Consider the following 24428-nt stretch of genomic DNA (forward strand, 5'->3'; position numbering starts at 1 on the left):
AATAGGCGAGCGTCAGCCGCTGCTGCGGCCATCGCAGGCCAACCAGGTGTGGTCGATGGATTTCGTGTTCGACCGCACCGCCGAAGGCCGAGTGATCAAGTGTCTGGTGATCGTGGACGATGCAACCCACGAAGCGGTCGCCATCGAGGTGGAGCGCGCGATCTGCGGGCACGGGGTGACGCGCGTGCTGGATCGGTTGGCACACAGTCGCGGTTTGCCTCACGTCATCCGTACCGACAATGGCAAGGAGTTTTGCGGTAAGGCGATGGTCGCCTGGGCGCATGCCCGTGGCGTGCAGTTGCGGCTGATCCAACCCGGCAAACCGAACCAGAACGCCTACGTCGAATCCTTCAATGGCCGACTACGCGACGAATGCCTCAACGAGCACTGGTTCCCGACACTGCTGCACGCGCGCACCGAAATCGAACGCTGGCGACGCGAATACAACGAGGACCGACCCAAGAAGGCGATCGGCGGCATGACCCCGGCTGCTTATGCCCAACATCTGGCAAACACCGATATCATTACCCCCGGACTCTAAACCAAACCACTACTCAGGGTGGGGGGACGTCGGGTCCAACACCTATGGCATTGGTTTGCAGGACTACAGCTACAACACGCCGCGTTATCTGCGTCTATCTGCTTCCTACGACTTCTAATCGCAGGACACTGGATGCGTCCATGCGACGCTTCCAGGGATGATGTTGGTTACTCCAAGGCCTCGGTTTCCGAGGCCTTTTTTCTATGCACGGAGTGTCCAAGGCGAGTTCTCACCCACCCAAGATCACCCGCGCCGCGTTATGCCCAGGCGCACCCGTCACGCCTCCACCGGGATGGGTCCCGGAGCCGCACAGATACAGCCCTGGCACCGCGCCGCGATACGCCCCCTGGCCCAGTAGCGGGCGTGCGCTGAACAGCTGATTGAGGCTGAGGGCGCCGTGGAAGATGTCGCCGCCCACCAGGCCGAAGATGCGTTCCAGATCGAGCGGGCTCAGCACTTGCCGGCCCAGTACCGATGTGGCGAACCCAGGCGCGTAGCGCTCCACCGTGGCGATCATCAGATCGGCCACCTCTTCGCGGTGATCGTCCCACCGCCTGCCGTCGGGCAGTTGCGGCGCCACGTGCTGGCAGAACAGGCTGGCGACATGCTGGCCAGGTGGCGCAAGGGTGTCGTCCAGGGTGCTGGGAATGAGCAGTTCGACCACCGGCTCACGCGACCACCCGAAAGCGCGCGCGTCGTGCCAGGCGCGGTCCATGTAGTCCAGGCTCGGCGCCAGGATGATGCCGGCGGTCAGATGATCGCCATTGCCGGGTAATGCCGTGAAGTCCGGCAGGCGCGAGAGCGCGACATTCATGCGGAAGGTGCCCGACCCGCAGCGGTAATGCGCAATACGTTCGCGCGTTGTCGCAGGCACGTCGTCTGGCCGCATCAGGCGCTGATACAGCAGTTTCGGGTTGACGTTGGCCACGACCGCGCGAGCGCGGACGGTTTCGCCAGCGGTCGTGACGACACCGACCGCATGCCCCTGCTCTACCAGCACGCGCTCCACCGCGCAGCCGGTACGCAGTTGCGCCCCGTGCTCGCGCGCGCTGGCGGCCATGGCCTGAGTGATCGCGCCCATGCCACCGATGGCGTGGCCCCACGCCCCCTTGACCCCATTGCTCTGCCCGAACACGTGGTGCAACAACACGTATGCGGTGCCCGGCGTGTGAGGGCTGGCGTAATTGCCGACGATGCCATCGAAGCCGAACAAGGCCTTGATCGGCGCGCTTTCGAACCAGCGATCCAGATACTCGGCCGCTGAAATCGTAAACAGGTCCAACAGCTCCTGGCGCAACGTCAACGACAGGCCCTGCAACTGCAGCCCAAGCTTGCCTGCCCGCCATAGCTGCGGCAGTGCCTGCAGCCAGCCGCCATCGGTGACATCGGGCGGTGGCTGCAAGGCTAGCGCACGCAATACATCGGCCAGTTGCTCCAATCGCGCTTCGTAGGCGGGCAAGGCAGCCGCATCCCGCGCTAAGAACCTGGCGACGTCCTGTGCCGTGCGCCCTGCCCCGGCAAGCAGATAGTCGCCGTTCGGCAACGGCAGAAAGTTGTTGATGCGTCGCGGCACCACCCGCAAGCCATGGCGCTCCAGTGCCAGATCGGCGATGACCCTGGGCTGCAGCAACGACACCGTGTACGCCGCCACCGAATTGCGGAAACCGGGATGAAACTCCTCGGTCACCGCCGCACCGCCGACCACCTCGCGCGCTTCCAGCACCAGCACCCGTTTGCCGGCCCTGGCCAGATAGGCAGCGCACACCAGCCCGTTGTGGCCGGCGCCGATGATCAGGGCATCCAGGGGTTCAGAGGCGATGGCCATGCACCGGTATATAGCACCGCTCACCCGCGCCCACCATCTGGCAGCGGCAGCGCATGCACGCCCGCCCGTCGCTATCGACGCAACACCGCGCCGGCGCGTGCAGTGGTAGGCGAGGAACAGCCGCTGCAAAGTGCGGCTGGTGTTTGCTGCAGCAAGTGCCGCGCGCGATGATTCGAGGTTGAGTCCACCGATGCGTCCAGCCGGCAGCTGCACGTTGTGTGATCGGCAGTGCCGCCGTTGCCTGTTGGCGATGACGGGGCGGCTCAACTCGTGTAATGCACCACCGCGCCCTAAAAGCTGGTGCCTCGCCCGGCCCCTACGCCCCGCACCCATGACCTTCGACACCATGCCATCCGGCTGGCGAGGCGTAGAGTGCCGGCCACGGCCCCGGCGACGGGGCTTCCCATTGATGCCTCTGGAGTCCTTCGTGATTCGTACACCTCATTTATTGACGCTGACCCTGGCCGTGGCCACCGCCCTGAGCGGTTGCAAGAAGTCCGAAGACGCCGCACCTGCGGCCCCGGCGGGCGACACCGCGGCCGCCACCCCGGCGGCACCCAAGACGCTGACCCTGGACCAGAGCAAGCTGCCGGCAGTGAACCAGTTCACCGCGGCCGACCTGGACCCCAACAGCAATGCCTGTACCGATCTGAACGCCTACGCCAATGCCAAGTTCCTGGCCGCCAACCCCGTGCCGAGCGATCGCACCAGCTGGGGCGCGTTCGAGATGCTCGACGAGCGCTCCAATGCGATCCAGCGGCAGTTGATGGAACAGGCCGCCGCCGACAGCAAGGCCACCGGCGTAGAGAAGATCGTCGGCGACCTGTGGTCGACCGGCATGGACGAAGCCAAGATCAACGCACAGGGCATCGAGCCGCTGAAGCCGGAGCTGGCCACCATCGACGCCATCAGCGACCAGGCCAAGCTGGTCGACTATCTGCGCAGCAGCGCGGCCAAGGGCAACAACGCGCTTTTCGGCTTCGGCGCCGAAGCGGACTTCAAGAAGTCCAGCCAGAACATCGCCTATGCCATGCAGGGCGGCCTGGGCCTGCCGGACCCGGAGTACTACACCAGCCCCGCCAACAAGGCCAAGCTGGAGGCGTATCAGGCGCACGTGGCCAAGGTGCTGGAACTGTCCGGCGTGGCTGCGGCCGATGCCGCCGCGCAGGCCAAGCAAGTGGTCGCTTTCGAAACCCGCCTGGCCAAGGTCTCCAAGACCAGCACCCAGATGTCGCGCGACGCCTCGCTGGCCTATAACCCGATCTCGCCGGCCGAGGCCGACAAGCTGACCCCGAACTGGTCGTGGACCGAGTTCTTCAAGTCGCAGGGCGTGGCCACACCGGAGATGTTCTCGCTGGCGATCCCGGCCTTCCACCAGGAAGTGAGCAAGATGATCGCCGACACCGACCCGGCGATCTGGCGCGCGTACCTGCGCTTCCACACCGTCGATGGCGCTTCGCCGTTCCTGAGCCAGCCGTTCGTCGATGAGAACTTTGCGTTCTACAACAAGACCATGCGCGGCCAGAAGGAAATCAAGCCGCGTTGGAAGCGCGTGCTGGCCACCATCAACGGCCAGGCCGGCGAAGCGCTGGGCCAGCTGTACGTCAAGGTCGCCTTCCCGGCCGATTCCAAGGCCAAGATGGAAACCCTGGTGACCAATCTGCGTACCGCGCTGAAGGCCCGCATCGAAAAGCTGGACTGGATGAGCCCGGAGACCAAGACCAAGGCCATCGCCAAGTGGGAGAGCTTCACGCCCAAGATCGGCTATCCGGAAAAGTGGCGTGAGTGGAACGGCCTGAGCACCGGCCGCGACAGCTACCTGGGCAACGTGATGGCCGCCCAGGAGTTCAACTACAAGTGGAACCTGTCCAAGATCGGCAAGCCGGTGGATAAGACCGAATGGGGCATGAGCCCGCAGACGGTCAACGCGTACTACAACCCGCTGCAGAACGAAATCGTGTTCCCGGCCGCCATCCTGCAGCCGCCGTTCTTCGACCCGAATGCGCCGGAGGAAATGAACTACGGCGGCATCGGTGCAGTGATCGGCCATGAGATGACCCACGGTTACGACGACCAGGGCAGCCGCTTCGGCGCCGATGGCAACTTCATCCCCGATCCGGGTTGGTGGACGCAGAAGGATCTGGACGCGTTCAAGGCACGCACCGGCAAGCTGGTGGCGCAGTTCGATGGCTACCGCACGCCGGCCGGCGACAAGGTCAAGGGCGACCTGACCCTGGGCGAAAACATCGCCGACCTGGGTGGCCTGAACACCGCCTACGACGCCATGAAGGCCGCCACTGCCGGCAAGGACGACCCCAAGACCGACGGCATCACCCGCGACCAGCGCTTCTTCCTGAACTGGGCCACGGTGTGGCGTCGCAACTTCACCCCGGAAGAACTGGTCGTGCGCCTGAAGACCGACCCGCATGCACCGGCGAACTTCCGCGCCATCGGCGCACCGTCGAACATGCCGGCATTCGCCGCCGCGTTCTCGTGCAAGGCGGGCGATGCGATGGTGCGCCAGGGCGACAAGCAGGTCGTGATCTGGTAATTGCGCAGTCGCGGTAAAACGACGGGCGGCCATCGAAAGACGGCCGCCCGTTTTCTTTGTATGCCCGGTATTTCCCGCATCGTCTTTTCCATATCCGCCAACCGGCGCCAACGACCGATGCAGGCCATGCCCCGACAATGGATGACCTTTCCTGCACACACACGTCGCCAGACGCGTGCCGACCAACGCGTACAACGCACATCCTGCTGCCACGCCATCGCTGCGCCTGGCCGCAAGCGCAGGCTGTACGCAAGACCCGCAAACACCAGCTGCAATGCGGTGCGATCTGCAATCGCGCCTGCATGCAAGCCTCAACAAACCTCAACACGTGCGCTCCTGTTGATGGGTCCGCTTATGCTCGGCGTTTATCCCAGCCACTGGCGCCCATGTCACCGACCAAGACCTCCACGCTTGCCCTTGCCCTGCTGGTCGCCCTGACAGGCTGCCAACGCGAAGCGCAAAACAGCAGCACACCGGAAAAAACCGCAACCTCGGCACCCGCAGCGACGCCAGCGGCAGCGAAACCTGCGTTCGATATCGGCGAACTGGATGCAACCACCAGCGCGTGCCAGAACCTGGACGATTTCGTCAATGGCCGTTGGAAAAAAGCCAATCCCATCCCGGCCGACCGCACCAGTTGGAGCGTCACCGACGTGCTCGTGGAGAACAGCCTGACCACCCAACGCCAGATTGTCGAAGACGCCGCAACGCAGTCGGGTACCCAACCCAATCCTGTCGCCCACAAGATCGGCATGCTGTACGCCTCGGGCATGGATGAAGCGGCCATCGAAGCGGCTGGCGACCAGCCGATCAAGCCACAGCTCGACGCCATCGCCGCGCTGACCTCAGGCAAGGCCGTTGCCGACTACATCACTCATCGTTTTGCCGAAGGCGATAAGCATGTCTTCGACTTCGGAGCGGCTGCCGACTTCAAACATGCAGACAGGCAGATCGGGTTCGCGCAGGAAGATGGGCTAGGCCTGCCGACCAAGGAGTACTACACCGCGCCCGAATACGCGCCCATTCGGAAGGCATATCTGGCGTATATCGCCAAATCCTTCGAACTCACCGGCAGCACCGCCGATGCCGCCAAGGCGCAGGCGAGCCAGGTCCTGGCGCTCGAAACGCGGCTGGCGGCCGCCTCGCTCACACGCACCGAGGCGCGCGACCCCAAGAACCAGTATCACTTCGTCAGCACGGCCGAGGCCGACAAACTCACGCCGCACTTTGCATGGAGCAATTTCTTCGCTGTGCAAGGCCTCGACAGCGGTGCCGGCTTTTCCCTGTCGCAGCCGCGGTTCTTCGCTGAATTCGATCGTCAGCTGGCGAATGCTCCGATCGCACAATGGCAGGCCTACCTGCGCTTCCACACCATCGACGATGCATCCAGGCAGCTCAGCAAGGCGTTCGTCGACAACAACTTCGCCTTCTACGGCAAAACGCTATCCGGGCAACCCGAACAGCAGCCACGTTGGAAACGCGTATTGCGCACGGTCAACGGCGCAATGGGCGAAGGGCTGGGGCAACTCTACGTCGCCAAGGTGTTCACGCCGGAAGCAAAACAGCGTGCCAGCGACCTGGTCGACAACGTGCGTGCCGCGCTCAAGGCACGCATCGAACGCGTCGACTGGATGAGCCCGGAAACCAAAGCCAAGGCCATCGCCAAGTGGCAAACATTCCTGCCAAAAATCGGCTACCCCGACACCTGGCGCGACTGGTCGGGGCTGGAGATCGTGCCCGGCGCGTATTACCGCAACCTACAGGCGGCAGCGAAGTTCAACTATCACGACAACATCGCCCGGATCGGTAAACCCACCGACCGCATGCGTTGGTCGATGACGCCGCAGACCGTCAATGCGTATTACAACCCCAGCACAAATTCCATCAATTTCCCGGCCGGAATTCTGCAGCCGCCGTTCTTCGACGCCAGCGCAGACGATGCCTTGAACTACGGCGGCATCGGCGCGGTGATCGGGCATGAAGCCACGCACGGCTTCGACGATGAGGGCAGGCAGTTCGACGGCGCCGGCAACAATGTCGTCTGGTGGACGCCGCAGGATCGCAAGGCCTTCGAGCAGCGTGCCGACCGACTGATCAAACAGTTCGATGCCTACGTGCCGCTACCCGACCACCCTACGGTGCACGTCAATGGCAAGCTCAGCCTGGGCGAGAACATCGCCGATCTGGGCGGCCTCAACGTCGCCTACGATGCGTTGCAGGCAGATCTGCGCGCGCACCCGGAACGCGCCATCGCGATCGACGGGTACAGCCCGGATCAACGCTTTTTCCTGAACTACGCACGCACTTGGCGTGGGCAGACACGCGAGCAGCAGCAGCTGGTCTACCTGGCGAGCGACCCGCATGCGCCGGACAACCTGCGCGCCATTGCCCCGCCCTCGAACATGCCCTCTTTCGCCAAGGCATTTTCCTGCAAGGCCGGCGATGCGATGGTGCGGCCAGAACAAGACCGCGTGGTGATCTGGTAAGCCTGCACAGGCGGCGGCAAGCGCTTCCACCACGATGGCACCCGGCACGGGCCCGCACGCGCGGGCCTGTCGCATTCATGCAAGCGGCCGGCAGCGAGCACGAACCGGCGCGCGCGCCTGCCTGCGCGGCACGCAGCCTTGCTAAACTCCGCCGACTTCAATCTGGCCACCCTTCTTCTCGATGCCCACCATTCGTCCGCTTGCCCTCGCTCTTGGCTTCAGCCTGATCTCGCTGCTGTCCGCCCCCGACGCCGACGCCGCTCGCAAGAAGAAGGCCGCGGCGCCCAAGGCTCCGGCCGTCTCGGCGGCCTGCACCAATTTCTACGACTACGCCAACGCCAGCTGGCTCAAGGCCAACCCCGTGCCGCAGGCCGGCGCCGTCACCGCGCTGGGTCAATTGTCCGAGCGCGCCCTGCAGCAGCAGCGCGAGTTGCTCGACGCATCGATGAAGTCCCCGCAGGGCAACGTGCAGAAGCTGCTTGGCGATTTCTGGGCCAGCGGCCTGGACGAGGCGGCTGTCGAAAAGGACGGCTCCAACCCGATCGCCCCCCTGCTCTCGCGCATCGACGCGATCAAGAAGGCCAAGGATGTGCCCGCTTCCATCGCCGCGTTGCATCAGGTCGGTATTCCGGTCGGCTTCAATTTCGGCCCGGACGTGGACCTGAAGGCGCTCGATCGCCATATCGGCTACTTCATGCAGGGCGGCATGGGCCTGCCCGACCCGGCCTTCTACACCCGCACCGACGCCGACACCCAGGCGCTGATGGGCCGCTACCGCGCCTACGTCAAGCAGATCCTGGCGCTCACCGGCACCGCCGCCGACAAGCTCGACGCCGACGCCGCCTCCGTGCTGCAGATCGAAACCGCGCTGGCGCGTAGCGCGCAGTCGGTGCAGGGCATCAACAACCCGTTCAACAACTACGCACCGATCGCCACCAAGGAACTGGGCAAGCAGTACAAGAACCTGCGCCTGGCCGACTTTCTGGAAGCGCAAGGCGTCAAGGACGACCTGGTGTCGATGGCCGACCCGGCCATGTTCAAGCAACTCGACAGCATGATCGTCAGCATCAAGCCGGACCAGTGGAAGGCCTACCTGCGCTGGCGCGTGGGCGATGCGATGGCGCCGTACCTGTCCAAGAGCTTCCACGATGCCGAATACCAGTTCCGCGGCCGTCTGCTGCGTGGCGATGCGGTGTCGCCGCAGCGTTGGCAGCAGGTGCTGGACGCGATCAACGTGGCCGCCGGCCCGATGCTCGGCCGCGAGTACGTGTCGCGTTATCTGAGCAGCGACACCCGTCGCCAGGCCGAAGCCATCGCCGACCAGGTGCGCGATGCGCAGCTGGCCGCGCTGGAGCGCACCGGTTGGGGCAACGGCGAGGTGGTGGCCGAAGCCAAGGCCAAGCTGGCTGCGATGAAGATCGAAGTCGGCGCGCCGCGACGCGACCTGGATTACACCGTGCAGCCGATGGGGCGCGGCAGCTTCGGCGGTAATATGCTGATCGCCTCGACCTGGCGCCACCGCGAAGAGATGAAGCGCATCGGCAAGGGCAACGCCGACCGTCGCTGGGACGTGCTGCCGCAACAGCCGGCGGTGGCCTACGACATCGCGCAGAACCGCCTGATCGTCACTGCCGCCGTGTTGCAGGCGCCGGTGTTGACCACCGGCGGAACGCAGGCGGCGCAGTACGGTGCGTACGGTGCGCTGGTCGCACACGAGATCACCCGTGCGATCGATGCCAAGGGCTCGCTGGTCGATGCCAAGGGTGAATTGCGCAGCTGGTGGACGCCGGCCGAAAAGGCGAGCTGGACGATGCTGACCAACAAGGTCGCCACGCAGTTCTCGGCCTACCCGTATCCGGGCGTGCCCAACGCCAAGGTCAATGGTGCGCAGACCGCCGAAGAGAACCTGGCCGATCTGGCCGGCGTCGAATTGGCCTGGCAGGCATTCAGCAAAGCGCAGCCGGCAGCCACCGAGGCCGACAAGCAGGCCTTCTTCACTGCCTGGGCCGGGCTGTGGGCGCAGCAGTTGTCGCCCAACGAAGCGGTACAGCGCGCAAGCGCCGACATCCGCGCACCGGGCCAGTGGCGCACCAACGGCCCGCTTTCGAACCTGCCCGAGTTCGGTGCAACGTTCAGCTGCAAGGCCGGCCAACCGATGCAGCGCGTGGATGCGGACCAGATCAAAGTCTGGCGCTGATCCTCGCCGAGGTTAGGCAATCAAAAAAGAGCGCGGATCCCGCGCTCTTTCTTTGTCTGTGGCATTCGCGGGAAAGCGTGTCAGCTACGATCCGTGCTGGCTTCTGCGACGTCCATCCATGTAGGAGCGGCCCTGGCCGCGCTGAGGTGTTCCCGATGATGCCCATCGCGGCCAAGGCCGCTCCTACGGATCACGCGCAACGAAGCAGCATTGCCCGACTCAACGCACCACGCGTAACGGCGGCTTGCGCTTCCCACCGCCCTTCCTTCCGCCGCTGCCGCCGAATGGCGACTGGCCGCGCCAGTAGCGGATCATCAGCCAGCCGAACAGCATGCCGCCCAGATGCGCGAAGTGGGCCACGCCAGGCTGCCAACCGGTCGCCCCCAGCAATAACTCGATTGCGCCGAACACGATCACGAAGGTCCGCGCCTTCATTGGAATCGGCGGGAACAGCAGCATCACGCGCTGATTGGGGAACAGCATTCCGTACGCCAGCAGCAAACCGAACACGCCACCCGATGCGCCCACGACCGGCGCACCGCTTTGCGTGAACCAGGCCATCAACAACTGGCACAGCCCGGCGCCGGCCACGCACACGAGGTAGTAGGTAAGAAAGCGCTTCTGGCCCCAGGTCTGTTCCAACGGCGCGCCAAACATGAAAAGCGCCAGCATGTTGAAAAACAGATGGTTGAAGCCGCCATGCAGGAACGCGTAGGTCAGCAGCTGCCACGGCATGAAGCTGGCGCCCGGCGAAAATGCATCGAAACCGTTGGACAGCGGCCACAACATCAGCCACGACAACACGCTGTCCGATGGCAACACGCCGGCGCCCAGGTCGCCCACCGCCCATTGCAGCAGGAACAAGCCGATGTTGGCGATCAGTAATGCTTTGGTGATGGGCGGTAGTTGAGGCATGGTGGCTTCCTTCGGAATGCTGCCGATGATAACGGCAGGCTTATGAAGGCCCCCACACGGCCGCATCCAGCCGCTGTGCGGCGCTGGCCCGGCGCACACGGCCCCGTTCCACCTGGACGCCCTCGGCGCGCAGGCGCTGGCATTGCTCCCGGTAGCCTGCCGAGCCTTCGGGCAAGGCAATCCGGCCATCGCTACGCAATACGCGATGCCAGGGAAGCTTTGGGTCGTCGTTGCCGCTGAGCACGCGTGCCACCAGACGCGCACGGCCCGGCAGGCCGGCGCGCCGGGCAACTTCCCCATAACCGGCGACCTCGCCCGCGGGAATTGTGCGGATTATCTGGACAATCCGCAGCCGCGCCTGCTCGCCGGACAGTGACTCACCCTTGGAGCCGGCACGCACAGGCGGGCCGGCAGTGCCGCGCGGCGTTGGATGGCGAGATGTGGGCATCGTGCAAGCATGCCAGCTGATCGGCGTGCGTGTGCGGATCGGCTTGCACGCGAAGGGAAACTTGCCAGCCCCTCTCCCCCGGGGAGAGGGGCTGGGGTGAGGGTACGGGCGAAGCAAGCAAACCAATGAGGCAACGCAATAAGTCGACATCGCCCCCGGGTAAAAAATACAAAAAGCTTGAATATCAGATCGAGGGGATTAATAAGTCGCTTCTACCGAACCCTTACCCCCAACCCCTCATCCATGGGAGAGACGCTTCAATCCTTCCCATCGAGACACTGCCCCCCCCTACGGAGACTAAGGTGGCGCGCAGTTCCGGATGAGGGTACGTCTGCCACTGGATATCGCAGCCTGGCATCGATCAAGGCATCGCCTTATGCGCCGCCACATGGCAACCAATTATCGACAGCGGCGGCGGCACCATGGCGCAAGCAACGCTCAGTGCATCAACACAACCTCTTCAGACGAGGTGGGATGAATCGCCACGGTTTCGTCGAAGTCGCGCTTGGTCGCGCCCATCTTCACCGCCACCGCAAAGCCTTGCAGCATTTCGTCGGCGCTTTCACTCAGCAGATGCACGCCGACCACACGTTCTTCTTCGCCCACGCACACCAGCTTGAACAGGCTGCGCTGCGGCGCGTCGGCCAGTGCGTGCAGCATCGGGCGGAAATTGCTGCGGTACACGCGCACCGCCCCGTTGTAGCGCGCACGCGCCTGTTCTTCGGTGAGCCCGACATTGCCAAGCGGCGGGTGCGAAAACACCACGCTGGGCACGTCTTCGTAATCCATGCGCGCATCCGGTTGGTGACCGAACAGGCGGTCCATCAGCTTGCGCCCCGCCGCAATCGCCACCGGCGTCAGTCCGACCTTGCCGCCCACATCGCCGATTGCGTGAATATTGGGCACGTTGGTGGTCTGCCTGTCGTCCACCACCACTTCGCCCTTGTCGCCAAGCGCAACACCCACGGTGTCCAGACCCAGCCCTGCGGTATTGGCGCGGCGGCCCACCGCGAAAAACACCTTGTCGAAGACGTCGTTGCCCTGCTCGCGCGGATGTACGGAATGCCCATGCACGCGCAGCGCACCGTGCATATCGCGCTCCAATGCGGTGGTGGTGAAACCGAAGTGCAGCCGCACGCCCAGATGGCGCAGGTTGTCGGCCAACTGCAAGGTCAGTTCCGCATCGAAGCGTTCCAGCAAGCGCTCGCCCTGCACGAATAGATGCACGCGGCTCCCCAAGGCCTGCAGCAGCCCGGCGATTTCCACCGCGATATAGCCGCCGCCGATAATCGCGACCTGCTCGGGCGCATGGCAGAGATTGAAGAAATCGTCGGAGACCTCGCCATGCTCTGCGCCCTCCACGTCCGGGCGTAACGCGTGCGCGCCAGTGGCGATCACGATGTGCCCGGCGGTTACCGGCACGCCGTCGCTGTCCATGACGGTATGGCGGTCCTGCAATACGCCGCGCTGCGGGATCAAGACCACGCCATCTTCGTTGAGGCGGCGTCGATAGCTGGCGTGGATGTTGGCGATGTACCCCTGCCGATGCGTGACCAGCTCCTGCCAGGCCAACGTCGGGCGCGGCACATCGAATCCCAAGGCGCTGGCCAACTCGATCTTGCCGGCCAGATCGGCGGCCAGCCACATCGCCTTCTTCGGCACGCAACCGAGATTGACGCAGGTGCCGCCCAATTCGTCGGGCTCTATGATCGCCACGCGCGCGCCATGTTTTGCCGCGCGAAATCCCGCCGCGAGGCCGCCGGACCCGCCGCCCAGAATCACCACGTCGTAGTCGTAACGCGCACTCATGCGAAACGCTCCGCCCGGTAAGGATGCGGGTCCAGCGCAGGTGCGCGGCCCGTGATCAGGTCGGCCATCAATTGTCCGCTTGCAGTGCTCATGCTGATGCCGAGCATGCCATGCCCGGCTGCGAGCCAGACGTGAGGATGGCCTGGCACCGCGCCCAACACCGGCACGTCGTCCCAGGTCATCGGCCGCCATCCGTACCAGCGTTCGATCACTGCAGGTCCGCATGGCGTATGCAGATAGTCGGCCGCCGCGCGCTCCAACGCAGCCAGGCGCGTGGCATTGAGCTGCGTATCGCGCCCGGAAAATTCCATCGTGCTGCCGATGCGCAGGCGGTCGCGCCACGGCACCACGAACACCCAGCGGTCCTTCAACACCACCGGGCGACGCGGCATCAGATGCGGCGCGCTGTAGGTAATCGAATAGCCCTTGCCGGCCTGCACCGGCAGGCGCAGACCAAGTTGCGCCGCCAGCGCCGGCGACCATGGTCCGGTTGCGATCACCACCTCGCGCGCACGGCGCTTGCCGTGCTCGGTCTGCACGCAGCTGCCGCCTCCATCGGGCACGATTGCCTGCACGCGGCAGTGCGCATCGATCACCCCGCCACGTGCGCGCAGCACTCTCGCAAGCTCTGCGGTGTATTGCTCCGGGCGTAGATGCGCATCGCCCGGGAAGTGGATCGCGCCAGCGACCCCATCGCGAAATGCGGGATCCTGACGCATATAGTCCGCACCATCGATGACCTCTGCCCGGATACCCCACTGCGCCAGCAGCGCGCATTCGTCGCGGTATTGCGCAAAGCGGCGCGCATCGCCGAACACGTAATCCAGCCCGTCGTTGCGAAACTCGCACTCCAGCGCGTACCGCGCCACCCACGCGTCGAAACGCTGCCGCGCATCGCGCAACAGCGCCGCCCGCGCCTGTGCACTGGACTGCCAATCGCGTGCATTGCAGCGCCGTGCGAAGCGCAGTAGCCAGCGCCACAACTCCGGATCCAGACGGGGCGGGATATACAGCGGGGCATCCGGGGTGAACATCCATTTCAGTGCCTGCGCGATCATGCCGGGCGCCGCCAGCGGCGGTGCATGGCTCGGCGTGATGGTGCCGCAATTGCCGTAGGAGGTCGCCGCCCCAGTCGCACCGGCATCGAGCACACGCACCTGCCGGCCCGCTTCGACAAGTGCCAGCGCGGTGGCCAGGCCAATCGCGCCCGCGCCGATCACCAGCACATCATCGCGGCTGCCGTGCATGCAGGCGCTACCCGGCGCGCCCGGCGCCACGCCACATCGGCGGCACCTGCAGATAGGTCACGCTGCGCCATAGCCATTCCATCGGCCCGAAGCGGAACCAGTGCAGCCAGCACCGGCTCAGCAGCACCTGCAGCGCGAACAGTGCCAGTGCGAACGGCAGTTGCCACACCCGCGGCAGCTGTTCGAAATAGCCCAGCCCGTAGCCGTAGAAGATGCCGGTGCAGACCAGCGATTGCAGCAGATAGTTGCTCAATGCCATCCGCCCTGCTGGCGCAAGCCATGCCAGGCGCGATGCCAGGCGCACCACCCATGCGGCGTAGCCCAGGCACATCAACGGCCCTGCAATCAGCGACAGCGCGAAGGCGCCGGACAGGCGCAGGTCCAGACGCGCCGGATCGATCCACGGCTCCAACGCATAACTTGCCAGCATCACGCCCAGCCCGAGCGGCAATACGCCATAGCGTAGCGTCGCAAACAAGCGTGGGAAGCGCTCGGGCGTGGCGATCGCACCGCTGCGCACGAACCAGCCACCGAGCAGGAACATGCCGAGCATGGCCGGGCCGTTGATGCTGAGGCCGGTCATCGCTTCCTGAAAGTCATGCCAGCGCTGCACCGTCGCTTGCAGGTAAGTGCCACTGCCGAATGCGGCGCGCTGCGCCTGCACATTCGCCAGCGCCTGCTGCGCGGCGTCGGCCATCGCCGCTTTCCACTGCACCGTCGCGGCAGGATCGGCCTGCGCCAGCTCGCCTGCCACGCCATACAGCAGGGTCAACCCAGGTGCACACAGGTACACCAATGCAGCGAACCACGGCAGCGTCACCGTCGGCACGTTGCGCGCGCTCAGCAGCAGCAACGCCAGCAGGGCATAGGTCACCAGAACATCGCCGGACCACACCAGCAATGCATGGCCAAGCCCGATCGCCAAGAGCCCGAGGGTGCGGCGTAGATACAGGCCGAAGAATGCGCGCCCGGCCTGTGCGGCGCGCTGCGCCATCACCGCAAAGCCCATGCCGAACAACAGCGAAAACAGCGTGTAGAACTTGCCTTGCACGAACACGTAGACCAGCGCATCGGCAACCCGGTCGGCGCCATGCCAATGCGGCTCCACGCCGGTCATGGCCAGATCGAGCGGCCCGACGAAGGCTTCCATGTTCATCAGCAGGATGCCCAGCAGCGCCACGCCGCGCAGGACATCCAGCACGACGATGCGTTCGGTCGCAGCAATGGGAAGCAGCACGTCGCGGGATGTCATCACGGCTCAGGCAACCAGATGCGGCGGCGCGCGCCGCAGAATGCAAACGGCCCGCCGATGGGGCGGGCCGTCAGGAACAGCAATCATGCACGCACCGCGGCAACCCACAGGCATGGGCCGATGTGCGTGTGGCGCGCATGCACCACCGTCGCGCCGGATGGCCGGCCTACGTCAGTGGTGCGCATGCGTCCCACCCGTCCAACCGCCACGCGAGCGCGTGCGTGCGTGACCGACCTTAGTGGTGATGACCGCCGTCGCCGTGCACATGGCCGTGGTCGCGTTCTTCCGCGGTGGCTTCGCGCACTTCGACGATCTCCACGTCGAAATGCAGATCCTTGCCGGCCATCGGGTGATTGAGGTCCACATCGACCACGCTCATGCCGACCTTCTGCACCGTCACTGCGCGCGGGCCGAAGTTGGTCTGCAGCACGACCTGGGTGCCGGGCACCAGTTTGGTGGCGCCGAAATGCTTCTTGGGCACGCGCTGGCTCAGGCCTTCGCGGTATTCGCCATAGGCTTCGGTGGCCTTGACGTCAACGCCGAAGCTCTCGCCGGCTTCCTTATCCATCATGGCCGCTTCCAGGCCCGGGATGATGTTGCCGTGGCCGATCATGATCGCCAACGGGTCACGCTCCTTGGAGCTCTCGATCGGCTCCTGGCCGATCTCCGAAACGGTGTAATGGAAGCGGACGACGCTGTCTTTTTCGATCTTCATGCCTGGCTCTGAATGGGCTGCCCGGTGGCAGACGGTTGAGGACGGCTTGTCGGCCGCCGGGTGCGCCGCCATCATGGCGACCTTTCGAACCGCCCATTATCCCGGCTCCATGCATATGACGCCAGTTTTCGCCGCCAGCGCCCGACGCGCCGCGGCCAGCCTGTTGCTGGGCCTGCTGCTCCTGGGCGGCTGTTCGTCGCATGCGCCAGTGCGGCGCCCGGCCGCGCCACCACCGGCTGCGCGCGTATGGCCGCCGGTGCCGCCGGCCGACCCGGCCGCCGCCAACAACATTCTGATGCGCGCGCTGGGGCTGGTGGGCACCCCGTACCGGTTTGGCGGCAATACGCCTCAGACCGGCTTCGACTGCAGCGGGCTGGTCACCTATGTCTACCAAGACGTATTGGCCCTGGCGCTACCGCGCACCTCGCGCGAACTGGCCGCGATCCAGGGCCCGCGCATCCCGCCCGAGCGACTTGCCACCGGCGATCTGGTGTTTTTCGGCGCCGGAGGCAACGTGACCCATGTTGGCATTTATGTCGGTGAAGGCCGCTTCGTGCATGCCCCTACCACCGGCGGTACGGTCCGCTTGGATTTTCTGGATGGAGCTTACTGGCGTGACCATTATTCAGGTTCAAAGCGGGTCTTGCACTAAAATGTGATGAACATCACAAGTCACAAAACGGAAAGTTAACTTTTTTTGAACGTAACAATTCTTTCACCAGGGCATCATCTCGCATCGACAGCAGAACTGTGATTCCCGCGTGACGAACGACGAACAGATCAAACCTGGCGCCGCACCGCTTCCGCCCCGGAAACCGCTCCGCCTGCTATGCGCCACCGCGTTGTTGATTGCAGCACTTCCTGCATTCGCGCAGACCGCCAGCAGCACGCCATCCGCTCCTCAGACGACCACACCGGACAGCGCCGTCGCCGCCGAGAAGGCCGCAACCCGCAGCCGCGCCGACGCCGCTGCCACCGCAACACTGGCCGCCCTGCTTCCGCACCTGGCTGCCAACGACGCCATTCCGCTGATGGACCGCTCGGCGATGTTCGCTGGCGATCTCAGCCGCCTGCTCGCCAATTACGACGTGTCGCAGAGCGCAGCCAATGCTGCTCAGAACGCCGTGGCCGATAGCCGCGTGCAGGTGATCCTGCAGCGCGCCATGGCCCTGCTCGGCACTCCGTACGTCTGGGGCGGCGAATCCACCGAAGGGTTCGACTGCAGCGGCCTGGTCGGCTATGTATTCAAGACTGCGCTCGGCATCGACCTGCCGCGCGTCTCGCGCGACATCGCCCGCGACGAATCGGCCGAACTGATCAAGGATCCGAGCGCGCTGAAGGCTGGCGACCTGGTGTTCTTCGGCAAGCGTGGCCGTATCGACCATGTCGGCCTGGTGGTCGGCGACGGCAAGTTTCTGCACGCGCCCAGCCGCGGCAAGGACGTGCGCGTGGATTCGCTGGCCAGCGGCTACTGGAGCGAGAAATTCATCCAGGCGCGCCGGGTGCTGTAACGCTCGGTTGCTTTCGACTCATTCGAAGAGGGCCGCGACGATCTCGCGGCCTTTTTGTTGCGCGGAACCGGGCCGCGACGTGCATGTGCGACCGCGCAGCCTCTATCGGCGCCTACCGGCCCACGCGCCAGGTGCACCAGGAGCCGCGCTGCCCGCACCGCCTACGCCGTCATCGGGCAGATGATCTACCGGTACACGGGATGCGGCTTACTGGGAGGCGTCGGCCTTGTACCGTGCCATGGTGTCCTCGATGCCCTTGCTCAACTCCATCACCTTGAGCGCGTATTCCGCCAGGCGTTGATCTTCCGGGGTATCTGGCCGCCAGGACGGCACTCCCACCGGGGTGATCCCGTCCGGATCCATCGCCACGAACACGATGATGCAATGCGTGCACAGGCGCGAATCGCCGCCCATCGGACTGCGCGCGCGTACATCGATCGCGAAATGCATGCTGCTGCGGCCGGTGTAGACGAGTTTGGCCGACACGGCCACCAGATCGCCGATGCGCACCGGCGCCACGAAGCGGATACCGCCCACCGCCACGGTGACGCAGTAATGCCCACTCCAACCACTGGCCGCCGCAAAACCAACCTGGTCGATCCACTTCATCACCACGCCGCCATGCACCTTGCCGCCGAAGTTGACGTCGCTGGGCTCGGCCAGAAAACGAAATGTCAGATCACGCTGTTGGCCAATCACCGCCCGCCCTCGTCAATGGATGAGCTGGAAGTGTGCCATGTGGGTGGAACTCGTCGTACCCACGACGCGATTGCCATACCGGTCGACGTGAGCGCAACGAAGATCGGCAAAAGACCTGTCATCAGCCAAGATGCGGGATGCCTTGAAATTCGTCCCGTGAGCCTGAGCAGCGCCATCGTCAGATCGCCCGACTCCCCCTGCCCCACGTGATCGAACAACGTCAACAAGCACGCTCAACCGCCAATCACCTCAAGGTTGTCCCGCTTGCGTAGACACAGCCACGGGAAATGCGGCTGCGGCAACCCGAGCGCCTTTCGCATACGGGCGCTCCAACGACGCGGGTCGAACAACCACTGCACCGCAAAGCGGTCGAACGTCGCGTAGGTATGCTGGTGGTAATGCGCAGCCAGTTCCGGAACGCCCAGCTCGGTGAAGTAGCGCAGGCTGCGTGCGGCGCTCTCTTGGCCCTGCTGCGGCGTGGCGTAGAGCGGGCTATCGAGAATATGCAGCACGCCATCCTCGCGCAGATGCGCGAGCAAACGCTCGATCAACGCGCCAGGATCAGCGAAATACTGCACGCAGGCGGGCAGCACGATGATGTCGAACACCTCGCGCGGCAGTGCCACGGTCTGGATGTCGCCAGCGATGAAACTCAGGCCCGTTGCATGGCCGAACACGCGTGCGGCCTGGCTGAGCTCGGTGCGATTGACGTCGATGCCGCAGACCTCGCGTTGCAGCGACTGCGCCAGCAAGTGCGATAGCCAGCCATTGCCGCAACCGAGTTCGAGGATGGCGCCCTCGCCGGCATGCGTGGCCAGGTGCTGCGCCAGCAAACTGCTAGACAGCGCGCGCACGCGCCATTCCAGCGTTGCCCCCAGTTTTCCGCCCGGACGCGGCAGGCTGCGCACCTGCGCATCGGTATAGAGTCGGCCTTCCTTGCGCCGGATCTCCAGGTAGTGCGTCTCGAAGGGGTCATCGGCCAAGCCGCGCTGCACCAACACGCCATCCATGCGCTCCAGCTCGGGCAACTGCTGCAGCCGTTCGCGCAGGTGTGGAAATCCGGCACGCATCAAGCTGCCTCAGCGCAGTGGTTTGGCGCTGTCAGCCGGCGGTTCTTCCAGTCCCACATTGGTGGAGGCGGATTCGTAGATGCTCTTGTCGAGCAGGCCGGTTTGCTTGGCCACCAGCACCGGCACCAGCATCTGCCCGGTGACGTTGGTCATGGTGCGCATCATGTCCAGGATGCGGTCGATCGCATACAGGTACCCGATCACTTCCAACGGCAGATTGGCCGCACTCAGCACCACCGTGGCCATGATGACCGCCGTGCCCGGTACGCCGGCCGTGCCGAAGCTGCCGAGCACCGAGGCGATCAGCACCACGAAATACTGGTTGGCGGTCAGGGGGACGCCGGTGTATTGCGCGATGAACACCGCGCACAACGCCGGAAAGATTGCGCCGCAGCCATCCATCTTGATGCTGGCGCCCAGCGGTACCGCGAATGCAGCGTAATCCTTGCTGACCCCCAGGTTGTGGGTAATCGAACGCATCGCCACCGGCATTGCCGCAAAGCTCGACGAACTGACGAACGCCACCTGCATGCCAGGCGCGGCACCGCGGAAAAACTTCCACGGGTTGAGCCCATGTGCGAGCAACAGGCTGCTGTAGACCACCACAATGTGGATCGCGCAGGCCACATACAGCGCCAGCACGAAATTGCCGAACGGCAGCAGCTTCGAAAAGCCGTAGCTGCCGACCAGGCCAGCGATCAGCCCAAAGGTGCCGAGCGGAGTCATCTCCAGCACGAAGCGCGTCACCTGGATCATGATGTCGCTCATCTGCCCGGTGAGCTTGCGCGCCTCGGCCACACGCTCGCCGAGCTTGACCATCGCAAAGCCCAACAACGCGGCGAAGAAGATCACCGGCAGGATCGAGCCACGCCCCGCCGCCAGCACCGTTTCGCCGGCCGCGTTGGTCTTGGTGCCGATGCCGGTCAATGCGTAGAACGGGTTGGACGGCACCACATCCAGCAGCACTTGGACCGGGCTGGGCACATCGCGCGGTTTCCAGCCCGAATCCACGCTCAAGCTGAAATGGCCGGCACCCGGCTGCATGATCGTGCCGACCGCCAGGCCCACGGCCACCGCCAATGCTGCGGTGATCACAAACCACAAGAACGTGCGCCCGCCGAGTGCGGCAACCGACTTTTGCCCGTGCAACGACGAGATCGCATTGATCACCGCAAAGAACACCAGCGGGATGGCGATCATCTTGATCAGCGTGACGTACAGGTCACCCAGGGGACCGAACCACACATCGGCCGCCGGGCCCATGGCCGCTCCGACGATCGCACCCAGCGCAAAGCCGGCCACCACGCGCTGCCAGAACGGAATGCGCAACCACGCCGCAACCAGTTTCATGTCGTCGAATCTTCTGGGGGAAAGTGCATGCACCATAGCCCAGGGCTGCCCTGCTCGCGAGACCACAGCTGGAACAGCGCTGTGTCATCGGTGTGACACCACCCAGCGCGGCATAATGGGGATTGATTCAGTCACGAGTTCGATGCCGATGCGTTACCGCCTGCCTACCCTCGCCGCCCTGACCACGCTGTGCGTCGCTGCCTGCGCTTCCACCACCGGGAGCGGCACCTCCGCACCCGCGTCGGTCCGCGTGGAGGTGCCGCCGGTCACGCACCCGGCCGACGAAACCCCGCAATGGTGGTACCGCTCGGGCGCCGCCCGCGCGGCCGGCAACGGCGCCATGGCCGGCAAGGCGCGCAACGTGATCCTGTTCCTGGGCGATGGCATGAGCCTGACCACGGTGGCCGCCGCGCGCATCCTGGACGGCCAGCGCAAGGGCGGCCCGGGCGAAGAGAACCTGCTGTCGTGGGAGCAGTTTCCCGCCACCGCTTTCAGCAAGACCTACAACACCGACTCGCAGACGCCGGATTCGGCCGGCACCATGACCTCCATCACCACCGGCGTGAAGTCACACATGGGCGCGATCGGCGTCAGCAGCGGCAACCGCAGCGACTGCGCCGACAGCTTGAACAAGGGCCTGCTGAGCTGGCTGCAGCTGGCCGACAGCGCCGGCATGGCCACCGGCATCGTCACCACCACGCGCCTGACCCATGCCACGCCGGCGGCAACCTATGCGCATTCGCCGGACCGCAACTGGGAAAACGACACCGACCTTCCCGAGTCGGCGCGTGCTGCCGGTTGCCAGGACATTGCCCAGCAATTGCTCTCCACCGCCCGCTACGGCCGAGGCCCGCAGGTGGTGCTGGGCGGAGGACGCAGCCAGTTCCAGAGCGTGCAGGAGCGCGACCCGGAATACGACGACAAGGTGGGCCTGCGCCTGGACGGTCGCGATCTGGTCGCCGAGTGGAAACAAGCGCACCCGCACGGCGCCTATGTCTGGAACGAGCAGCAATTGCAGGCAGCATCCGGTGCACCTGCGCTGCTGGGGCTGTTCGAACCGGACCACATGCAGTTCGATCACGACCGCAACCGCACCCCGCAGGGCGAGCCTAGCCTGACCGAGATGACCCGCACCGCGATCCAGTCGCTGTCGCGCGACCCGAACGGGTTCGTACTGATGGTCGAAGGCGGCCGCATCGATCACGCCAACCACGCCGGCAACGCCTACCGCGCGCTCGATGAAACCGTGTCGCTGTCCGATGCCGTGCGCGTTGCTGTGCAGACTGCGCCACCGGACACGCTGATCATCGTCACCGCCGACCATTCGCACACGCTCAACTTCGTCGGCTACCCGGTGCGCGGTAACCCGATCCTGGGCAAGGTGCGCGGCACCGGCGGCGAAGAAGGCGACCGCAGCCAGCTGGCCACCGACCTGGCCGGCCAGCCGTACACCACGCTCAGCTACGCCAACGGCCCCGGCTATACAGGTGCCAGCAACGCGCAGCCGGCCGGTCCCAAGAAGTATCCGCACGAACCCAGCAGCAGCGAGCCGGCCAATGGCCGTCCGGACCTGAGCCATGTCGACACCGAAGCCCCCAGCTACATGCAGGAAGCGCTGGTGCCGACCAAATCCGAAAGCCACGGCGGCGAAGATGTCGGCATCTGGGCCACCGGCCCCGGCAGCGCGGCATTCCGCGGCACGCTGGAAGAGAACGTGATCTACCACGTCATCGTCCAGGCCACTCCGCGCCTGCGCGAGCGCCTGTGCAAAGCCGGCACCTGCAATGCCGCTGGTGTGCCGGTGGAATTGCCCAAGCCGGCCACGTTCGAGGCTGCGGTCAAGCGCTGATGCGCAGGCGGCGCTGCAGCGATGGCGGGCGAGCCGGCGCATGATGCGGTCGACGCAGCGCCGCTCGACCTGCCTGCCTGGCGTCGCCAATGCCGTGTGCGAGCACGTCTGCAAACGGCCGCAGTCCCCGGCTGTCGGTGTGGTGCTCAGACGGGCCGTCGCGAAGCGATGCGGTAACCGTGCACGGCAGCCAATTGCAGCCAAGGCTGCAGCTGCGCACCGTTGTTCGCGCTGTGGGACGCCGAGAACACTGGAAACGTCGCTGTATCTTCAGCAGGCAACACCGCAGGCAGGCGACCGACCGGCCATCACGCAGCCGGGACGGCATCTGCTCACCAGGCGCGCAGGATGCGCTGCGAGGTCGCGCCTGTGCTGACCGGCACCCCGCTGCTGCCAGCCACCCCGCCTGGCCCGGTGCTGCTGGCCTACAGCGGCGGGATGGATTCCAGCGTACTGCTACATCTGCTGGCGGCGAGGCCGCGCTATCGACACGCAGGATTGCGCGCGCTGCATGTGCATCATGGGTTGCACGCCGATGCCGACGCCTGGGCGGCGCATTGCCAACGCACGTGCGACGCGCTGCAGGTGCCGTTGCAGATCGTGCGGGTGCAGGTGGCACGCGACAGCGGGCTTGGGCTGGAAGCGGCAGCACGCAATGCGCGCCACGCGGCTTTTGCGCAGGCCCTCATTGCTGGCGAATGGCTGGCGCTGGCGCATCATCGCGACGACCAGGCGGAAACGTTCCTGCTGCGTGCGCTGCGCGCGTCCGGCCCCGAAGGCCTGGCGGCGATGCGCCCGCAGCGCCCGTTCGCCAGCGGCACGTTGTGGCGCCCGATGCTGGCGCATGCGCGCGCCGATCTGCTTGCTTACGCGCATGCGCACCGATTGCGCTGGATCGATGACCCCAGCAACACCGACCCACGCCACGACCGCAATTTCCTGCGCTCCCAGGTGTTGCCGTTGCTGCAGCAACGCTGGCCGCAGGCGACCGACGCGCTGGCGCGCAGTGCGCAACTGAGCGCCGATGCCAGCGCGTTGCTGCTGCAGCAAGACATGGCGTTGCTGCCAGGCGTGCTTACCGCCAGCGGCGCGCTGGATCTGCAAGCGTTGCGCGCGCAATCTGTGGAACGAAGGGCAAGGCTGTTGCGCGCCTGGGTGAGTGCGGCGCACGCGCCGCCGCTGCCTGCGCACGGCGTGGCCGCACTGGAGCAGGAAATCGACAATCACGCTGCAGATCGGCACGCCTGCTTTGCGTGGCAGCAGGTAGAAGTACGCCGCTGGCGCCAGTGCCTGTTTCTGCATCGCCCCGCTGCGGCCTGGCCGTCGGACTGGCACGCGCAGTGGGACGGCGCAGCGCCCCTGCAACTCCCCGACGGTGCGCAGTTGCGGTTGCTCGGCGCACAGGGCCTGCGCTTTGCGCAACCGCTGCTGGTTCGGGCCCGCCAGGGCGGCGAGCGCATCGTGTTGCCGCAGCGCGGGCATTCGCACCAACTCAAACATCTGCTGCAGACGCTGGATCTACCGCCGTGGGAACGCGAGCGCCTGCCGGTCCTGTGGGAAGGCGCGCAGGTGCTCGCCGCCGGCGACTGCATCATTTCCGGCACCTTGAACGCATGGTTGCAGGCCAATGCCGCATCGCTGCAATGGCGCGAGGCTGCCGATGCGAATTGACCCGCCTGCGCGCGCGCCGCACACTTTAGCGATGGCCAAGAAGTCCTTGAACGAAACGTCCCCGGTTGCCCGCTTCGAACAGTCGCTGGAAGAACTCGAGCAACTGGTACAGAAGATGGAAGTCGGCGATCTGAGCCTGGAGCAATCGCTCACGGCCTACGAACGCGGCATCGGGTTGTACCGTGATTGCCAGCAGGCGCTGGAACAGGCCGAACTGCGCGTACGCTTGTTGACCGACCCCGCCCGCCCCGAGCTTGCCGAAGCCTTCGAACCGCCGTCGCTGGACGGCTGA

19 protein-coding genes are annotated in these 24428 nt (G+C 65.3%); 9 read left to right on the forward strand and 10 right to left on the reverse strand.

Going from position 1 to position 24428, the window contains the following annotated elements; genetic code table 11:
• Positions 1-541 (forward strand): IS3 family transposase (locus F7R02_RS00955; RefSeq protein ID WP_151210035.1); only part of this gene is annotated, 541 nt, incomplete at its 5' end.
• 229 nt (positions 542-770) lie between these two features.
• Here the strand turns inward: F7R02_RS00955 and F7R02_RS00960 are convergent.
• Positions 771-2366 (reverse strand): phytoene desaturase family protein, encoded by a 1596-nt coding sequence (locus tag F7R02_RS00960; protein ID WP_078591190.1) that lies wholly within the window; start codon positions 2364-2366, stop codon positions 771-773.
• Positions 2367-2814: 448 nt separating this feature from the next.
• On the opposite strand from F7R02_RS00960, the gene F7R02_RS00965 reads away from it, so the two are divergent.
• The 3 genes from F7R02_RS00965 (at position 2815) to F7R02_RS00980 (ending at position 9600) form a co-directional block, all read left to right on the forward strand.
• The gene (locus tag F7R02_RS00965) at positions 2815-4917 is read left to right on the forward strand and encodes a M13 family metallopeptidase (RefSeq protein WP_167520946.1); all 2103 of its coding nucleotides are present in this window, start codon (positions 2815-2817) and stop codon (positions 4915-4917) included.
• 386 nt (positions 4918-5303) lie between these two features.
• Positions 5304-7403, forward strand: a complete 2100-nt coding sequence (locus F7R02_RS00975; protein ID WP_078591188.1) for a M13 family metallopeptidase — start codon at positions 5304-5306, stop codon at positions 7401-7403.
• A gap of 181 nt (positions 7404-7584) precedes the next feature.
• Positions 7585-9600, forward strand: a complete 2016-nt coding sequence (locus F7R02_RS00980) for a M13 family metallopeptidase (protein ID WP_078591187.1) — start codon at positions 7585-7587, stop codon at positions 9598-9600.
• A 219-nt stretch (positions 9601-9819) separates the two neighbouring features.
• Here F7R02_RS00980 and F7R02_RS00985 read toward each other — a convergent pair whose 3' ends face one another.
• The 6 genes from F7R02_RS00985 to F7R02_RS01010 all read right to left on the reverse strand — a co-directional run bounded on the left by F7R02_RS00985 (position 9820) and on the right by F7R02_RS01010 (position 15986).
• Positions 9820-10515 carry a rhomboid family intramembrane serine protease gene (locus tag F7R02_RS00985; RefSeq protein WP_003486879.1) on the reverse strand — a complete coding sequence of 232 codons (696 nt, stop codon included), beginning with the start codon at positions 10513-10515 and terminating at the stop codon, positions 9820-9822.
• A 40-nt stretch (positions 10516-10555) separates the two neighbouring features.
• Positions 10556-10963, reverse strand: a complete 408-nt coding sequence (locus F7R02_RS00990) for an MGMT family protein (RefSeq protein ID WP_033480569.1) — start codon at positions 10961-10963, stop codon at positions 10556-10558.
• 438 nt (positions 10964-11401) lie between these two features.
• Entirely contained in the window at positions 11402-12772 is a 1371-nt protein-coding gene (gene gorA, locus F7R02_RS00995) for a glutathione-disulfide reductase (protein ID WP_078591186.1), read from the reverse strand.
• Complete coding sequence (locus tag F7R02_RS01000) at positions 12769-14049, reverse strand: NAD(P)/FAD-dependent oxidoreductase (protein WP_170914467.1); 1281 nt, start codon at positions 14047-14049, stop codon at positions 12769-12771. The genes gorA and F7R02_RS01000 overlap by 4 nt, the downstream gene beginning before the upstream one ends.
• On the reverse strand, positions 14027-15271 hold the full coding sequence (locus tag F7R02_RS01005; protein WP_078591185.1) for a DUF418 domain-containing protein: 1245 nt from the start codon (positions 15269-15271) through the stop codon (positions 14027-14029). Before F7R02_RS01005 ends, F7R02_RS01000 begins: the two co-directional genes overlap by 23 nt.
• Positions 15272-15506: 235 nt before the next feature.
• Positions 15507-15986, reverse strand: a complete 480-nt coding sequence (locus F7R02_RS01010) for an FKBP-type peptidyl-prolyl cis-trans isomerase (protein WP_003486870.1) — start codon at positions 15984-15986, stop codon at positions 15507-15509.
• A 109-nt stretch (positions 15987-16095) separates the two neighbouring features.
• Between F7R02_RS01010 and F7R02_RS01015 the strand changes: the two genes are divergently transcribed.
• The gene (locus tag F7R02_RS01015; protein ID WP_139371097.1) at positions 16096-16638 is read left to right on the forward strand and encodes a C40 family peptidase; all 543 of its coding nucleotides are present in this window, start codon (positions 16096-16098) and stop codon (positions 16636-16638) included.
• A 109-nt stretch (positions 16639-16747) separates the two neighbouring features.
• Complete coding sequence (locus F7R02_RS01020) at positions 16748-17497, forward strand: C40 family peptidase (protein ID WP_003486867.1); 750 nt, start codon at positions 16748-16750, stop codon at positions 17495-17497.
• A 207-nt stretch (positions 17498-17704) separates the two neighbouring features.
• On the opposite strand, the gene F7R02_RS01025 is transcribed toward F7R02_RS01020, so the two are convergent.
• The 3 genes from F7R02_RS01025 to F7R02_RS01035 all read right to left on the reverse strand — a co-directional run bounded on the left by F7R02_RS01025 (position 17705) and on the right by F7R02_RS01035 (position 20616).
• A complete protein-coding gene (locus F7R02_RS01025; RefSeq protein WP_078591184.1) occupies positions 17705-18196 on the reverse strand; it encodes an acyl-CoA thioesterase in 492 nt (163 codons plus the stop codon).
• 233 nt (positions 18197-18429) lie between these two features.
• Complete coding sequence (locus F7R02_RS01030; protein ID WP_139371096.1) at positions 18430-19266, reverse strand: class I SAM-dependent methyltransferase; 837 nt, start codon at positions 19264-19266, stop codon at positions 18430-18432.
• 9 nt (positions 19267-19275) lie between these two features.
• Positions 19276-20616 carry a dicarboxylate/amino acid:cation symporter gene (locus F7R02_RS01035; RefSeq protein ID WP_005912974.1) on the reverse strand — a complete coding sequence of 447 codons (1341 nt, stop codon included), beginning with the start codon at positions 20614-20616 and terminating at the stop codon, positions 19276-19278.
• A 142-nt stretch (positions 20617-20758) separates the two neighbouring features.
• On the opposite strand from F7R02_RS01035, the gene F7R02_RS01040 reads away from it, so the two are divergent.
• The 3 genes from F7R02_RS01040 (at position 20759) to F7R02_RS01055 (ending at position 24428) form a co-directional block, all read left to right on the forward strand.
• Entirely contained in the window at positions 20759-22465 is a 1707-nt protein-coding gene (locus F7R02_RS01040) for an alkaline phosphatase family protein (protein WP_078591183.1), read from the forward strand.
• A gap of 369 nt (positions 22466-22834) precedes the next feature.
• The gene (tilS, locus tag F7R02_RS01050) at positions 22835-24136 is read left to right on the forward strand and encodes a tRNA lysidine(34) synthetase TilS (protein WP_078591203.1); all 1302 of its coding nucleotides are present in this window, start codon (positions 22835-22837) and stop codon (positions 24134-24136) included.
• A 31-nt stretch (positions 24137-24167) separates the two neighbouring features.
• Positions 24168-24428 (forward strand): exodeoxyribonuclease VII small subunit, encoded by a 261-nt coding sequence (locus F7R02_RS01055; RefSeq protein WP_003486852.1) that lies wholly within the window; start codon positions 24168-24170, stop codon positions 24426-24428.

This window comes from Xanthomonas cissicola, from assembly GCF_008801575.1.
GTDB lineage: Bacteria > Pseudomonadota > Gammaproteobacteria > Xanthomonadales > Xanthomonadaceae > Xanthomonas > Xanthomonas cissicola.

Coding starts and splice junctions, on each gene's coding strand:
- F7R02_RS00960 (WP_078591190.1), bottom strand. CDS start 2,366: ATGGCCATCGCCTCTGAACCCCTGGATGCCCTGATCATCGGCGCCGGC.
- F7R02_RS00975 (WP_078591188.1), top strand. CDS start 5,304: ATGTCACCGACCAAGACCTCCACGCTTGCCCTTGCCCTGCTGGTCGCC.
- F7R02_RS00980 (WP_078591187.1), top strand. CDS start 7,585: ATGCCCACCATTCGTCCGCTTGCCCTCGCTCTTGGCTTCAGCCTGATC.
- F7R02_RS00985 (WP_003486879.1), bottom strand. CDS start 10,515: ATGCCTCAACTACCGCCCATCACCAAAGCATTACTGATCGCCAACATC.
- F7R02_RS00990 (WP_033480569.1), bottom strand. CDS start 10,963: ATGCCCACATCTCGCCATCCAACGCCGCGCGGCACTGCCGGCCCGCCT.
- gorA (WP_078591186.1), bottom strand. CDS start 12,772: ATGAGTGCGCGTTACGACTACGACGTGGTGATTCTGGGCGGCGGGTCC.
- F7R02_RS01005 (WP_078591185.1), bottom strand. CDS start 15,271: ATGACATCCCGCGACGTGCTGCTTCCCATTGCTGCGACCGAACGCATC.
- F7R02_RS01010 (WP_003486870.1), bottom strand. CDS start 15,986: ATGAAGATCGAAAAAGACAGCGTCGTCCGCTTCCATTACACCGTTTCG.
- F7R02_RS01015 (WP_139371097.1), top strand. CDS start 16,096: ATGCATATGACGCCAGTTTTCGCCGCCAGCGCCCGACGCGCCGCGGCC.
- F7R02_RS01030 (WP_139371096.1), bottom strand. CDS start 19,266: ATGCGTGCCGGATTTCCACACCTGCGCGAACGGCTGCAGCAGTTGCCC.
- F7R02_RS01035 (WP_005912974.1), bottom strand. CDS start 20,616: ATGAAACTGGTTGCGGCGTGGTTGCGCATTCCGTTCTGGCAGCGCGTG.
- F7R02_RS01040 (WP_078591183.1), top strand. CDS start 20,759: ATGCCGATGCGTTACCGCCTGCCTACCCTCGCCGCCCTGACCACGCTG.
- F7R02_RS01055 (WP_003486852.1), top strand. CDS start 24,168: ATGGCCAAGAAGTCCTTGAACGAAACGTCCCCGGTTGCCCGCTTCGAA.